Genomic DNA, 13770 nt, shown 5'->3' with positions numbered 1-13770 from the left:
TCGGATCAAACGCTTCAATTCCTGTTAATCCTACACCGGTAGGCCCGGTATCTCCAGTAACTCCGGTGGCACCAGTAGGCCCGGTATCACCAGTTACACCAGTCGCACCGGTTGGACCAGTATCACCAGTTACACCAGTGGCACCAGTCGCACCGGTAGGTCCGGTATCACCAGTAGCACCGGTTGGACCAGTATCACCAGTTACACCAGTCGCACCCGTAGGGCCAGTATCACCAGTTACACCAGTCGCACCCGTAGGGCCAGTATCACCAGTTACACCAGTGGCACCAGTAGGCCCAGTATCTCCAGTTACTCCAGTGGCACCAGTAGGCCCAGTATCTCCAGTTACACCAGTGGCTCCGGTAGGGCCAGTATCACCAGTTACACCAGTCGCACCAGTAGGCCCGGTATCACCAGTTACACCAGTCGCACCGGTTGGACCAGTAACACCAGTAGAACCTCTTTTTACAATCTTATTATTTGTTTTTTTTCGTCCTTTTGCTTTAGCACAAGTGCTGTGATGTTTAACAACTTTTTTCTTTTTACATTCTCGTTTAAGAAGAGGGCAATCATCAAATGTAGGTCTATCGTGACGAGATTTTCTGTAATGAGGTTGCCAATCATGATTTTTTCCGCAAAAGGGACATTTGTTATCGTACTGGTTATACAAATTCCCCATCTCCTAAAAGTTAATATTTTATTCTATGTGGAAATTTAAAAAGCGGAATTGAGCTTAATGATATTTTTTAGTTCGAAGTTCATCGAATCAAATCATTTAAAAGTTAAATCGTTTTATGTTATGGTGTTGAAAGAATGAAACTAGTATGATTTTTGAAAGAAATGGGGCAGCATGTATGAGTCAATCAGTTTTACAACACACAGCATATTCCGTGTTAAATTTATCCTCTGTAACAGAGGGGGGCACAATTAAAGAATCATTTGAACATAGTATGGATTTAGCAAAAAAAGCTGAGAAGTGGGGCTACCATAGATATTGGCTTGCGGAGCATCATAATATGGAAGGGGTTGCGAGTTCAGCAACATCCGTCTTGATTGGATATATTGCTGGAGGGACTGAAAAGATCCGCGTTGGTTCTGGGGGGATTATGCTTCCAAACCATTCTTCACTCGTCATTGCAGAACAATTTGGAACACTGGAGACTTTGTATCCAGGGAGAATTGATTTAGGTCTTGGCAGGGCACCAGGAACAGATCAGTTAACGGCAAGGGCACTTAGACGTAATCTTCATAATGGGGAGGATTTCCCTGAGCAGCTTGAAGAACTTCGGCAATATTTCAAACCGACTGGTCAGGTCAAAAAACATGTAAGAGCCGTTCCGGGAGAAGGATTGGATATCCCGATTTGGCTTCTTGGTTCAAGTGGTTTTAGTGCAAGGCTTGCAGGAGAACTGGGACTGCCATTTGCCTTTGCGGCACATTTCTCCCCTAAAAATACCATTCCTGCTTTAGAATTATACAGACAGTCATTTCAACCTTCAGATGTGTTAAAAGAACCTTATGCGATGGTTGGTGTCACGGTTTTTGCTGCTGATCAAACAGAGCGGGCTGAATATTTGGCGACGTCTCATTATCAGCGATTTTTGAGCCTCATTCGCAATACACCAGGAAAACTCAAAGCCCCTGTTGAAAGTATGGATGGGTTATGGAGTCCATATGAGAAGGCGATGGTGGACGAACAATTAAGTTCGACGATGATCGGGGATAAACAAAAGGTGAAAAAAGAGTTAGAAGCCTTTATTGAAGCAACTCAAGCAGATGAAGTCATGATTAATTCTGATATGTTTGACCATCAAGAAAGAATGCGTTCTTATGAAATCATTGCAGAGATATTTCAAGAGGAACAAGAAAAATAAGAATAAAAAAAGAACTGCCAAGAGCAGTTCTTTTTTATTTATGCTTTAGTAAACACGCGAAATGGTTGTCCAACTGGCAGTACTGTACGACCAAAATGTGTATTCAGCACAACAGCTGCAGAACCATAAAATGAAAGAAGAGAAATAATCAATTCTGCAATACCGGCCATCGTATGAGTCACATCGTACATCACACCAAACGAGCTTAGGGACAGGCCAATGAATAAGAAATCAATAAAGACGAAAATCAAAAACAATACTTTATGTGTTTCCATTGCACCGATCGTCATAAATAAGCTGAAAATCAAATAACCAATAAAAGCAAAACCTAGTTGTTTTGGGTCCGCAGCTCCCGCAAGCGTTTTCCCAAAAACGCCAGCTTGAATGAGCCAAGTAGTTCCAACACCCATCCAAAAAAGACCGAATGCGCCGAAGGCAGTGGCTCCAAAAATATTATGATGCTTTGAATCTTGTATGGACGCGATGAGTTGCGCGATTCCTCCAAGGAAGATAGCCCAAGGTAAAATAAGAGATGTGCCATCTGTGATTCCTAGTTTTTGTGAAGACGCAACAAGCGTCACCATTGCTAAACCAAACAAACCAAGTGGTGTTGGGTCTGCGATTGATAATCGAATTGCTTGAACATTCTGTTTTTCCATAATGACCTCCTACAATTTGCACTTACAAAAGATACTCGAATTCGATAGAAACGTCAAGCTCTTTTTTAGTAGACACTTGCAACGTCTTCCAAATAAATCTATATTTAATACAATACATCATACATGTGATAGAAAAAGAGGGATGAGAATGAGTAAAGGCTTAGCTGGAAAGACCATTGCCATATGCGGAACAAGAAAAACAGAAGAAATGCGTACACTTGTTGAAAAGCAAGGAGGACAAGCTGTTATTCGTTCTCTTCAGGGCACTGTATTTTTAGCCAAAGAGAAATTGAAGCCAGGCATAGAAAACTTTGTAAAGAAGGGAGCTGACTGGGTCATTTTAACAACGGGTATCGGCACAGACACATTAATTGAAAGTGCGGAAGAGCTGCAGCTTGGAGAAGCATTTATGAACATTTTATCAAGTGCCCATATCGCTTCAAGAGGATACAAAACGTTTGCGGCTCTAAAAAAACACGGCATTCAGCCTGATGTTTCTGATGAAGATGGAACCGTTCGTGACCTCATTTCAAAGTTAGAAGACAAAGAACTTCAAGATAAACGGGTTATGGTGCAGCTTCACGGCGAAAATGCACCAGCTCTCATTGATTTTTTACATCACAAGGGAGCAGACGTTTTGCAGCTCATGCCTTATCAGCACACGCCCCCTGAACCAGAGGCTGCAGACACTTTGCTTCAAGAAATGAAAGAAGGGAATGTCCATGCCGTTTGTTTTACAACTGCTGTTCAGGTTCATGCCTTTTTCAAACTAGCAGAAGAATGGGGCAAAAAAGAAGAACTGCAACATCTATTCGAGCAGCATGTATTAGCTGTAGCTGTTGGAAAAGTCACAGCTGAAGCATTAAAAGAAGAGGGGATAAGCCGCATTCTAGCCCCTTCACTTGAAAGAATGGGTGCAATGATTATGGAATTATCTCAATATATGAAAAAACAATCGACGCACGCATAGAAAAAACGCCTTTCACATGACGAGTGAAAGGCGTTTTTGTTAGATTGTCCGTTTTCGATTTGTGCGAATTTTTTTCAAAACGAAATACAGTACGATGAGAACGATGGCAATGACCATAATTGGTGTTGTATACGTGTGAGCGACACTTTGAATGTGGTCCCATTTTGACCCAAGCTGCATTCCAAGGTAAATAAATAGGATGGACCAAGGGATGGCGGCTAATCCGGTCAAAAGAACAAATTTGAGAAATGGCATCTGTGCAATACCAGCTGGAATTGAGATCGCGTGGCGCACGACTGGGATAAAACGAGCTGTAAATACGACACCAGTTCCATATCGGTCAAACCAGCGTTCTGCCGTGGCAATATGATGCTCATGGATGAATAAATACTTCCCATACTTTGTTAAAAAAGGTCTTCCGCCGTAAAGGCCGATCCAGTAAATAAAGCACTGGGCAAGTGTTCCTCCAATCACCCCAGCGATGACGGCTCCAACAAATCCTATGCTGCCTGTTGACACCATATATCCGCCGTAGGCAAGTACAATTTCACTCGGGATAATTTCAATCATCAGTCCAAGTGCAACACCTGCGTAACCAAGGCTTGTCAGCCAGGTTAAAATTTCATTAAACAAGGTTCCCATTCATTTCACTCTGCCTTTAAATACGAATTTTCTTCAAGCATCCTTATAAGAGCCTATGCTTGTTTTGCTTCTCTCATGAGTATGCTTTGCATATATGCTAGCATGGCTGTCCGCATATCATGACGCATCAATCCAATTTCAGCCGCTGCCTTAAATGAGCCCAGCTTATCACCAACGTCAAATCTCATCCCATCTAATTGTTTTGCATAAATGGGTGATTCATGTGCAATGATTTTCAGGGCATCTGTCAGCTGGATTTCGTTCCCGGCACCTCTCTCGATTCCTTGAAGAATAGGAAAAATCGATGGTGTTAACAAATACCTGCCCATCACGGCAAAATCGGAAGGAGCTTCATGAATAGCTGGCTTTTCCACTAAGTCTGTGACTTCAAACACTTGACCGTCTACTCTAGCTGGTCTTATCATACCATACTTACTGACATCTAGACGATCCACTTGCTGGACGCCAATGACCTCTCTTTGTTTGTCTTCAAAGACTTCCATGAGCTGAGAAAGTGCAGGTCTTTCTGACACCATGACATCATCACCTAAAAGGACCGCAAAAGGATCATTGCCAGTAAAATGACGTGCACATAATACCGCATGTCCAAGACCTAAGGGCTCCTTTTGACGAATATAATGAATATTGGCCATATCCGCAATATGTTTGATTTCAGCCAGCTGTTCATTTTTTCCTTTTTCAAGCAACGTGTGTTCTAGCTCAATCGAACGGTCAAAGTGGTCTTCAATCGATTTTTTATTTCTTCCTGTGATAATTAGTATATCTTCAATGCCTGATTGAACAGCCTCCTCAACTATGTATTGAATGGCGGGTTTGTCGATAATCGGCAGCATTTCCTTTGGCTGTGCTTTCGTTGCGGGTAAAAAACGTGTGCCTAATCCAGCTGCTGGTATAACGGCTTTTTTGATATTCATTGAATCATCGCTCCATTTCTGATGGTTTATTTTCTGATGGTTTATTTTCTGATGGAAACACCCATAGGCGGCTTCCAGTAAAAGTGATCATCATGCCAAGAAGGGTACCAATCGCTTTACTAATGAATAATGAGAAACCTGCTTGCTGCATGACATATAAGACAACATAGGTGAGAAGGCACGCTGCGCCGTTGACTGTGGCCCACTTGATCCATTCCCACTTGTCCGCTTTCTTTTTCACTTGGAACGTCCATTTTCGATTCCAAACATAACTGTTCAGCATTCCTGCGGTATAGGACAGGCACTGTGCAAGAAAAGAGGGGACAAAGCAAGCAGTTAAAAAAAAGAAGAACAGAAAGTCAATCATCGTATTGCTAGCGCCTACAGTTAAAAATGCGGCATAGGTCCGAATATTTTTCTTTGTCATGCGAAGGATCATCACCTCCTAGTGTTTGAGTGGGTGTATGAATACTGTACAAAAGCGAGTTGACGAATCAGTGAAGAAAAGATGAAAAAAACATGAACAAGCGATATCTGTTTTTTCACCAGCTCGTGATATAATTTGTAAGATGAAACGAACGGTGGTGCACATGCATGTATTTAACAATTGGAGAAACAGCTGAATACTTAGAAGTATCAGAAGCATATGTTGAAAAATTAATCCAGCAAAAAAAGATTCGTTACGTATTTGACGGGAAATCGTATCTCATTTATCAAGGGCAGTTTCAAACCCATATGAAACAGCTAGAACAATATAAAGAGCTCATTCAAGACATCTTAAATGAACCAATCCCTGAGGACCCGGACGTAAAAGATGAAGATTAAAAAAGACTGTACGAGAAGGGAGAACCTTTTCATACAGTCTTTTTTATTGGCTGACACCCGTTTGGACAATGTTCATATGACAATTCACTTGAACATCTGTATCAGGGTAGAGTTTTTGCCATTTTTCTGGTGTCATGGCTTTATCTTTAGAGCGATACCTCAAACCAAGTCCGAGTGGATCAATTTTTTGCTTTTTAAAGGATTGAACAAGGTCTTTTCCTTGCTGGGCCACACGCTCCTCCACTTCTTTTTCAACATGCTGCAAGATAGAAGGCGTATCGATTTTTTTTGATTTCATAAATTCTTTTAACTCACCTTTCAGCTTGATATCAATGGTGATATGAGGCTTTTTTGAAAGGTTTTCAGTTGGTTTAATGTGATAAGACACATGTGATTTGATATTTTCAATGACAACATGCGTTTTCTTTGTGTCATTAAATCGAAACTCATAAATCCCATTTTTATGAGTTTCAATCATCGCTTTAAACGTAAACGTATCTTCCCCTGGAATATGCCCAACCATTTTTTCTTGATCAAAAAGAGCGACACCTGACACTTTAATAGAGTTGCTTGTATTTTTAATGTAAGGGAGATAAGCATCAACGCCTTTTGCCATCATCTGATTCATAAAAATATGCTGATTGGTCACAGGTTGATTGCCGTTTCGCATGTTTTGAGCCAGTAAATCTGAAAGATATACACCGATATTTAAGTTGGTTTGATTCATCTTTGTATACAACAAATCTTCAACTTCTCCGCCTACTATGGCAAATACTTGACGGGACCCAATGATCGGATCACGATAAATGTAATTCATCAAATCAATCATACCCACTTCTTTCGCCAGCTTTTCACTTATTAAAATCACGAGTACTTGTCCCATGACAACGGGGAAAGGCGATTTTTCCGACACAAGAAACTGAATATTACTAATGGTATTTGACTTAGCACTTACAATTTGGTAACTGCCTTGTTCTTCGCTTTTAAAAACAGGGAAAACAAAGAAGCCCTTCATTTCTCCATCATCCAATAAGTCAAATCCCGCTGCCTGCGAGATACTTAATTCATCTAAGAGACGAGGCTGTGCACAGCTCGTTAAGAAAAGGCTCAATAACATGAGACACACGAGAATATAATGTTTCATGCGCGTTTTTTCACCCACCTTTTTTTCAGCAGCAGCCCAATGATCATACATCCAGTCAATCCATATATGAGGATATATCCGCTATATTCCACCCATTTATTAAACGTCTCAAAAGAGGTGGCCTCGATCAAAAATGAAAACATGACGAGAATGAGAAGGCTGAGAACAATTAACGTCATGCGTTGGCTCGTGTGAAACACTTGTTTTGCCATTCTACTGGCTGCCCATAATGGAATGGCGATATTTGGAACGATAAGCAAAAGCCATAGGGACACTTCAATAAATTCAAAGCGCTGGATAAACGGAAGTTTGACAATGCTGGTTAATGTCAATGTTGGCCATTTCGTTAGTTCGAGCTGAGCACTTGAGTAGTACGCTATAGAGACGAGAAATACAAGCAAATTCAGGCATGTAGTCAGCAACACTCCCATATGTGCAAATTTTTGCGACGTTTGTGCTTTTTTAATAAAGGGATAATAGACAAGCAATGTTCCAAAACCAAACATGGATAAAGAGGCATCTTTGACCCCCATCATGAGTTGTGAAAATGAATGATCAAACATGGGGAACATAAAGCGGATGTGACTATATTTCATGACATAAAAGCAGATAAAGGTCATCCAGTACGTTAGGACAATGCTAAAGAATGCCCAGCCAGCGATTGTTCTAAATCCGCCTGTGTGAATGTAATAGACGAGGATGAGCAGCACTGATGCAAATAGAAGACCGGGAATTTCTTTAAACAGCCAAACATGGATTACATCCATATAATGAACAAGCACAATCAAAGATAATGAAGAAAAATACAAAATGTAGAGAATGTTGATGAATTGTCCAAGCCATTTACCAAACACAGATTGCGTAATGTCACTAAATTCGTCAGTAGGTGCTTTTTTAAACAAAAAGTAAATGAGGAAGATCATCAAATTGACGCTTGCACCAGCAATTAAAATGGCGATCCACCCATCATTATTAATCGTCCGGACCAGATTCGTCTGGAAATTTAAAATACCAACACCAACTTGATTGGCATTGATCAGAAAAAACACAAAAAAAGGGGATACTTGAAATTTTTCTTTCACAGAAGAAGAGCTCATGCCTTCACTTCCTTATTCATAAAAATCATTTTTCCCCTTACGGCCTTGCTTTGGCTTTTGGCGGTGTATCGTTTCATTTTGCGGCCGTAAATTTTCTGGACGTTTTTTCAAAAAGCGGAGTTGGGGCCGAATCAAACTACCTTTTAAATCGGCCAATCGAAGTGGAAAGATTGGCTCTAAGTAAGGCTGGCCTATAGACGTTAATTTCATTAAATGTGTAAGAAGAAAAGCCCCCATTAGCGAAATCCCTAGCGCTCCCCACACTTGTGCAGCAAAAAGAAATGGGAAACGTAAGAGACGAATGGTTGTCCCCATTTTATAAATAGGAGTGACAAAAGAGGCAAGAGCTGATAATGCGACAATAATGAGCAAAATATTACTTGTTAATCCCGCTGCAACCGCAGCCTGTCCGATCACAATACCTCCAACAATCCCGAGCGTCTGTCCGACTTTTGCAGGAAGGCGAGACCCGGCTTCCCTAAGTAGCTCAATCGATATCTCTAAAAATAATGCTTCAATAATAGGCGGAAAGGGCACGAGATAGCGTGATGCGACAATCGTTTCTAATAAGTCCTTAGGAATCAGTTCATAGTGAAACGTTAAAACTGCTACATACAAAGGGGTTGCAAAAATAGAAAATATCACTGCAAAAATGCGTAACAGCCGAAAGGAAGATGCTGCGATCCAAGACATGTTATAGTCTTCCATTGTAGAAAAATACTCGAGTAAAATTGTAGGTGCAAGCAGGGTATGAGGCGAACCGTCAACCATAATGGCTATTTTTCCTTCCGTTAAACCTGAGGAAACCCTGTCTGGCCGTTCTGTATTTAAAAACAATGGAAAGATTGTATTGGACACATCATAAAGCATTTGCGCAAGATAGTTAGAATCTAGAATTTGGTCATAGTCAACATCTTGAATCCGCTGAAGAACGGTTTCAATGTTCTGCGGGTTGGCGATATTCTCTATGTATACAACGGCTACTTTCGTTAGAGAAAGGGTACCGACTGTGTGTTCAACTACTTTAAGGTCAGGAGTGGGCAGCCTGCGTCTGAGCAAGTTTAAGTTTGTGTCCAGCCCTTCCACAAAGGCTTCCTGCGCACTGATAATCCCGAATTCAATCTCAGGTTGGCTCACTTGTCTGCCTTTCTTTTCTTCAATCGGCAAAAGGAGCGCTTTGCCCCAGTCTGTCTCAATTCGAACAGCAATACTGCCTCGATGAAGAGCTTCTTCCACTTTTTGAAGGTCCCTCGTAATCACAGCTTGTTCAATTGGGATGTGTTCTTTCAGCTCTTCAAGGGTGGGGGTTAGATGCAATTGCTGAATAAAAGGCAAGATTTGTTCATGAAGGAGATTTCCATTAATTAAAGAACGAAAAAAAGAAATTCTGTAAAGAAAACCTCCGGAACTTGATAATTCATTGATAAAATCAGAAGAGCGCGATAATGCTTCAAATACTGAATTCGGGTCTTTCTGTTTTGATTTGTTTTTCTTCAGCACTTGAACCATCTCCTTCCGTGATTTGCCTCTATTATCCAACCGATCTTCTGAAGATATGCATAAAAAAAGCGTTCAGCTTCATCATGAACTGGACGCTTTTTTTCCATATTGAACGGCTTCTAATAAAAAGTCTGCCAGATGAATCGCTCTCATGCTAGGCATATGTCCTGCCTTTTTGACGCCAGCTGCCATTTGTAATTGACAGCCTGGATTCGACGTCACAATGGCAGCTGCAGCTGTGTTGCTCGCTTCCGTCATTTTATGATCTAAAATTTGCATCGACATGTCTGGCTGCAAGATATTGTAGATTCCTGCAGATCCGCAGCAGCGGCCGGCATCTTTCATTTCTTTAAACGTTACCCCTTGAATGGCTTTCATGAGCACCCTCGGCGCCTGTTGTACATTCATCCCATTTCGTAAATGACAGGAGTCTTGATAGGTGATCACTTGCGCTGGCAAAGCCAGTGGCACGTGGCGGTGAAACTCCAGCTCTACAAGGATACTTGATATATCGGTTATTTTCTGTGAGAAGGCTTTACTTCGTTTTTGAAAATCTGGATCATCCTGAAGCAAATGACCGTAATCGCTTAAAAAGGCGCCACAGCCGCCCGCGTTCATGACAATCGCATCAGCATCTGTTTCCTCGAATGCTTCAATATTCCGCTTGGCTAACTGTTTTGCTTGGTCTTTTTCTCCGCTATGACCATGTAGCGCGCCGCAGCACGTTTGTATAGGAGGAACGATCACATCGCAGCCTGCCAGCTGCAAGAGATGAATGGTCGCTTTGTTTGTGTTTGAGAAAACTGTATCCATTAAACAGCCAGTAAAAAACGCCACCCGTTTTTTTGCCTGACCAATGGCTTTATATTCATTCAAACGTTTTTTCTTTTGAGGCGGCACCTTTGGAAGTGCCTGTTCCATCAACTGTAAATGGGAGGGAAGCACCTTCAGTATGCGAGTCTTCCTGGCGGCTGTTTGCAGACCAGATGTTTGATAAAATCGAAGGAAACTAGCAGCTTGTCGCATACGACTTTGTGATGGAAAGAGACCTTTAAACACAACACGTCTCATCAATTTGACGGGAAACGATTGTTTTTTATGTTGTTGAATAATATCTCTTGCATCTTCTAGCAGCTGTCCATACTTGACGCCAGAAGGGCAGACTGGTTCACATGCACGGCAGCCAAGACAAAGATTAAGGGAATGTTCAACATCTTCATCTGGCTCAATGACACCATCTCTTACAGCTTTCATTAACGCAATTCGGCCCCGAGGGGAGTGCGTTTCTTGTTGTCCAGATTCAATATAGGTAGGGCAGGAAGGGAGGCAGAATCCGCAGCGCATGCAATTAAGCAGCTCCTTTTCATCCATTTGCTCCTGAAACTGCTGCTGGATCTCTTTTTGCTTAGAAGAAGAACTCATGAGACCACCACTCGCTTTCTTGAGGCTTTTCCAAACACTTTATCTGGGTTCATGATATGTGCAGGGTCAAGTGCCTGTTTAATCGCCTTCATTGCAGCGATTCCTTCTTTTTTGACCTTCAGCTCCAAATAGGGCGCTTTCATAAGACCCACGCCATGTTCGCCTGTAATCGTGCCGCCAAGGGCAACGGCTTTTTCAAAAATGGCCTGAAAAGCAGCTTCTACCCGTTTCATTTCTTCTTCATTTCTTGCATCTGTCGCACAAGTGGGGTGTAAGTTGCCATCACCGGCATGACCAAACGTACAAATGTTCACCTCGTACTTTCGTGCAATGTCTTCAATTGCACGAACCATATTGGCAATTTCAGACCGGGGAACGGTAGCATCTTCTAAAATCGTTGTAGGACTTAATCGAGCGAGGGCAGATAAAGCAGAGCGTCTCGCTGTTAAGAGAGCACTTGCCTCTTCTTCTGAATGTGCAATCTTGACGCTTGTAGCCCCGTGTTGCTCACAGACTTCTGCGATTTTTTGGATATCACGAGAAACAGCTTCAGGGTTGCCGTCCTGTTCAATTAATAACACAGCTTGAACGTCAGTAGGCAGGCCGATGTTTGCAAAATCTTCAACGACTTCAAGGGTCGGCTGATCCATAAATTCTAATGTAGCAGGAATGATACGCTCAGCAATGATGGCCGATACAGAAGTCGCAGCTTCTTCAAGGCTTTCGTATAAACAAAGCATTGTTTGTTTCGTTTCTGGAAGCGGCAGGAGCTTTAGCACCGCTTCTGTGACAATCCCGAGTGTTCCTTCTGAACCAACGAACAATCGAGTCATATCATATCCAGCGACATCTTTTGCAAGCTTTCCGCCTGTTTTGATGATGTCACCATTTGGCAAAACCACTTCAAGCCCAAGGACATAATCCCTTGTCACTCCATACTTTAACCCCCGCAGCCCCCCTGAATTTTCGTTAATATTGCCGCCTAATGTGGAAATTTTCATAGAGCTTGGGTCTGGCGGGTAGAAGAGACCTTTTTCCTCTACTTGATGAATCAATTCCTGCGTAATTAAGCCAGGCTGCACCGTTGCGGTTAAATTTTCTTCGTCTATTTCTAATAATTGATTCATTCTAGTAAAGAGAATTACCAATCCGCCCTGAGTAGGGCATGTTCCTGCGCACAGATTCGTCCCTGAGCCTCTTGGGACGATCGGCACTTTGTAAGAGGCGCACAGTTTCACAATTTGCTGCACTTCTTCTGCTGTGCGAGGTGTCACGATGGCATCTGGCATCTGTTGAAAATTTGGTGTCGCATCATAAGAGTAGGCAAGACGATCTGCCTTGCTGTCTTGAACATAGGACGTACCGACAATCTCTTTTAATTGATTTGAAAATTCTGAATCCAGCATATACAATCACTCCCGCTCATTTAACGTCTCGTTTCTACCAGTATAAAAAAAGAACCGTCACATGACTATGGACGATTCTACAAAATATCAGGCTGTTTTATCGTATTTTTTGTATCATGATCTAAAAGCAGCAAGGCCAAATAAAAAAGCATCGCATCTTGCATGCGCTTTGGATCAAGTGTGGTTAAATCCTGGATCCGTTTTAATCGGTAATGAAGTGTATTAATATGGACATGCATGGCTTCCGCTGTATGTTTCAATGAGTAATCCGAAGCGATGAGTACCCGCAAAGTTTTCACTAGTTCAGGATAGGGGAAAAGGGACGCAATCGTTCGATCAAGAAACGCATCTTTTGTTTCCTGACTGATTTCCTCCATAAAAAGTTCAAGCGTCAAATCTTCATCAAACACAATGGGTGTTTCAGCATGCGCCAATTTTAAAGCGCGAAACGCTTGATGAAAGGACTGCTTCATGACATGAGTAGCTGCTGGTTTTCCTGCCCCCATTAAAATCCTCGATGGTGACAGCGCTGCGAGCGCAGCATGAATATGGAACAAGCGCTTGTGCCATGTTTCTCGACCATCTGGTGTGGCTTGTAGCATGAGCAAAAAACGTGCATGCCCCCAGCGCACAATGATCTCCTGATTGGTGAGTTGCAATTTGTCCTTCATCAGTTTGTATTGATCCTGCTTCATAAACGATTCGTCTTGACAATCAATGAGAATAGCGACACGCTGCTTGTTGACATCAAGGCCAAGCCGCTGCGCCTTCTCGGTCATATCAACCGCTGTCTCTGGCAGATGAAGCCAGTCGAACACAAAGGCTTCAAGCTGCCGTTCATCTGTTTCCGTTTCTTGAAAAAATTCATGTTCTTGAATGAGCAGCTCCGTCATTTTACGTAAAATGTCGCCAAAAGGGGAGACATGCCTAGGATCACCTGTCATTCCAATGACCCCAATGACTTCTTGTTTAAAATAAATAGGCAGATTGATACCGGCTTTGACGCCTTTCATCTGCAGCACATCATCCTTTGTGAGAATTCGTTTCTGCCCTTCTAAGGATGTGACATATGCACCTTCATGAAATTGACCAATGCGTGCTGGATCTGTTGCAGCAATAATGGTACCGTTTGTTTGTGTGATGATGATTTCTTCCGTCAGTACCTTTTTGACCTCATCTACGATTTTTTCTGCCAGTGTCATTGTGAGCAAAACGGTCCCCTCCGAGATGTTTCTTTTTCCACTATCATACCATCATATGCTCAGGCATATCTTTCTTTTCATGTGTTATGCTAAA

Annotated in this window: 13 protein-coding genes and 1 pseudogene; 3 read left to right on the top strand and 11 right to left on the bottom strand. The window is 42.1% G+C overall.

What is annotated here, in order from left to right; genetic code table 11:
* Positions 1 to 472, bottom strand: a pseudogene (locus ACNO7B_RS09310) (hypothetical protein); the annotation flags it as partial.
* A 382-nt stretch (positions 473 to 854) separates the two neighbouring features.
* On the opposite strand from ACNO7B_RS09310, the gene ACNO7B_RS09305 reads away from it, so the two are divergent.
* Positions 855 to 1874 (top strand): LLM class flavin-dependent oxidoreductase, encoded by a 1020-nt coding sequence (locus tag ACNO7B_RS09305; RefSeq protein ID WP_026050100.1) that lies wholly within the window; start codon positions 855 to 857, stop codon positions 1872 to 1874.
* Positions 1875 to 1912: 38 nt separating this feature from the next.
* Here ACNO7B_RS09305 and ACNO7B_RS09300 read toward each other — a convergent pair whose 3' ends face one another.
* A complete protein-coding gene (locus ACNO7B_RS09300; protein WP_007499188.1) occupies positions 1913 to 2533 on the bottom strand; it encodes an acetate uptake transporter in 621 nt (206 codons plus the stop codon).
* Positions 2534 to 2681: 148 nt separating this feature from the next.
* Between ACNO7B_RS09300 and ACNO7B_RS09295 the strand changes: the two genes are divergently transcribed.
* Positions 2682 to 3503: a uroporphyrinogen-III synthase gene (locus ACNO7B_RS09295; RefSeq protein ID WP_057079445.1), complete on the top strand. Its 822-nt coding sequence runs from the start codon at positions 2682 to 2684 to the stop codon at positions 3501 to 3503.
* Between the two features lie 39 nt (positions 3504 to 3542).
* Here the strand turns inward: ACNO7B_RS09295 and ACNO7B_RS09290 are convergent, their stop codons facing one another.
* Genes ACNO7B_RS09290 through ACNO7B_RS09280 form a run of 3 tightly spaced genes read right to left on the bottom strand, consistent with a single transcriptional unit; the run spans position 3543 to position 5507 of the window.
* Positions 3543 to 4145, bottom strand: coding sequence for a DedA family protein (locus ACNO7B_RS09290; protein WP_417901444.1), 603 nt, complete (start codon positions 4143 to 4145; stop codon positions 3543 to 3545).
* Between the two features lie 53 nt (positions 4146 to 4198).
* Positions 4199 to 5080 carry a UTP--glucose-1-phosphate uridylyltransferase GalU gene (gene galU, locus ACNO7B_RS09285; RefSeq protein WP_017367402.1) on the bottom strand — a complete coding sequence of 294 codons (882 nt, stop codon included), beginning with the start codon at positions 5078 to 5080 and terminating at the stop codon, positions 4199 to 4201.
* Between the two features lie 4 nt (positions 5081 to 5084).
* The gene (locus tag ACNO7B_RS09280; protein WP_417901443.1) at positions 5085 to 5507 is read right to left on the bottom strand and encodes a GtrA family protein; all 423 of its coding nucleotides are present in this window, start codon (positions 5505 to 5507) and stop codon (positions 5085 to 5087) included.
* A 167-nt stretch (positions 5508 to 5674) separates the two neighbouring features.
* Here ACNO7B_RS09280 and ACNO7B_RS09275 point away from each other — a divergent pair, with 167 nt between their 5' ends.
* Positions 5675 to 5905: an excisionase family DNA-binding protein gene (locus ACNO7B_RS09275; RefSeq protein WP_017367401.1), complete on the top strand. Its 231-nt coding sequence runs from the start codon at positions 5675 to 5677 to the stop codon at positions 5903 to 5905.
* A gap of 43 nt (positions 5906 to 5948) precedes the next feature.
* On the opposite strand, the gene ACNO7B_RS09270 is transcribed toward ACNO7B_RS09275, so the two are convergent.
* The 6 genes from ACNO7B_RS09270 to ACNO7B_RS09245 form a co-directional block, all read right to left on the bottom strand.
* Positions 5949 to 7049 (bottom strand): Ger(x)C family spore germination protein, encoded by a 1101-nt coding sequence (locus ACNO7B_RS09270; RefSeq protein ID WP_235621734.1) that lies wholly within the window; start codon positions 7047 to 7049, stop codon positions 5949 to 5951.
* Positions 7046 to 8146: a GerAB/ArcD/ProY family transporter gene (locus tag ACNO7B_RS09265; RefSeq protein ID WP_007499199.1), complete on the bottom strand. Its 1101-nt coding sequence runs from the start codon at positions 8144 to 8146 to the stop codon at positions 7046 to 7048. Before ACNO7B_RS09265 ends, ACNO7B_RS09270 begins: the two co-directional genes overlap by 4 nt.
* Before the next feature lie 12 nt (positions 8147 to 8158).
* Positions 8159 to 9646, bottom strand: coding sequence for a spore germination protein (locus tag ACNO7B_RS09260; protein ID WP_417901442.1), 1488 nt, complete (start codon positions 9644 to 9646; stop codon positions 8159 to 8161).
* 81 nt (positions 9647 to 9727) lie between these two features.
* Entirely contained in the window at positions 9728 to 11068 is a 1341-nt protein-coding gene (locus tag ACNO7B_RS09255) for a (Fe-S)-binding protein (protein ID WP_046343725.1), read from the bottom strand.
* A complete protein-coding gene (gene glcD, locus ACNO7B_RS09250) occupies positions 11065 to 12474 on the bottom strand; it encodes a glycolate oxidase subunit GlcD (RefSeq protein ID WP_417901441.1) in 1410 nt (469 codons plus the stop codon). Before glcD ends, ACNO7B_RS09255 begins: the two co-directional genes overlap by 4 nt.
* 77 nt (positions 12475 to 12551) lie before the next feature.
* Positions 12552 to 13685 carry a CdaR family transcriptional regulator gene (locus ACNO7B_RS09245; RefSeq protein ID WP_411239334.1) on the bottom strand — a complete coding sequence of 378 codons (1134 nt, stop codon included), beginning with the start codon at positions 13683 to 13685 and terminating at the stop codon, positions 12552 to 12554.
* Between the last annotated feature and the right edge of the window lie 85 nt (positions 13686 to 13770).

Source organism: Bacillus sp. AK25, from assembly GCF_048270685.1.
Classification (GTDB): domain Bacteria; phylum Bacillota; class Bacilli; order Bacillales; family Bacillaceae; genus Bacillus; species Bacillus altitudinis.
The sequence above is the reverse complement of the archived record's forward strand: the minus strand, read 5'-3'. Positions and strand labels throughout refer to the sequence as shown.

Bases quoted from the DNA above. Each gene is read 5' to 3' on its own strand.
- glcD (WP_417901441.1), bottom strand. From the start codon at position 12,474: ATGCTGGATTCAGAATTTTCAAATCAATTAAAAGAGATTGTCGGTACG.
- ACNO7B_RS09295 (WP_057079445.1), top strand. From the start codon at position 2,682: ATGAGTAAAGGCTTAGCTGGAAAGACCATTGCCATATGCGGAACAAGA.
- ACNO7B_RS09275 (WP_017367401.1), top strand. From the start codon at position 5,675: ATGTATTTAACAATTGGAGAAACAGCTGAATACTTAGAAGTATCAGAA.
- ACNO7B_RS09265 (WP_007499199.1), bottom strand. From the start codon at position 8,146: ATGAGCTCTTCTTCTGTGAAAGAAAAATTTCAAGTATCCCCTTTTTTT.
- ACNO7B_RS09300 (WP_007499188.1), bottom strand. From the start codon at position 2,533: ATGGAAAAACAGAATGTTCAAGCAATTCGATTATCAATCGCAGACCCA.
- galU (WP_017367402.1), bottom strand. From the start codon at position 5,080: ATGAATATCAAAAAAGCCGTTATACCAGCAGCTGGATTAGGCACACGT.
- ACNO7B_RS09305 (WP_026050100.1), top strand. From the start codon at position 855: ATGAGTCAATCAGTTTTACAACACACAGCATATTCCGTGTTAAATTTA.
- ACNO7B_RS09270 (WP_235621734.1), bottom strand. From the start codon at position 7,049: ATGAAACATTATATTCTCGTGTGTCTCATGTTATTGAGCCTTTTCTTA.
- ACNO7B_RS09255 (WP_046343725.1), bottom strand. From the start codon at position 11,068: ATGAGTTCTTCTTCTAAGCAAAAAGAGATCCAGCAGCAGTTTCAGGAG.
- ACNO7B_RS09290 (WP_417901444.1), bottom strand. From the start codon at position 4,145: ATGGGAACCTTGTTTAATGAAATTTTAACCTGGCTGACAAGCCTTGGT.
- ACNO7B_RS09280 (WP_417901443.1), bottom strand. From the start codon at position 5,507: ATGACAAAGAAAAATATTCGGACCTATGCCGCATTTTTAACTGTAGGC.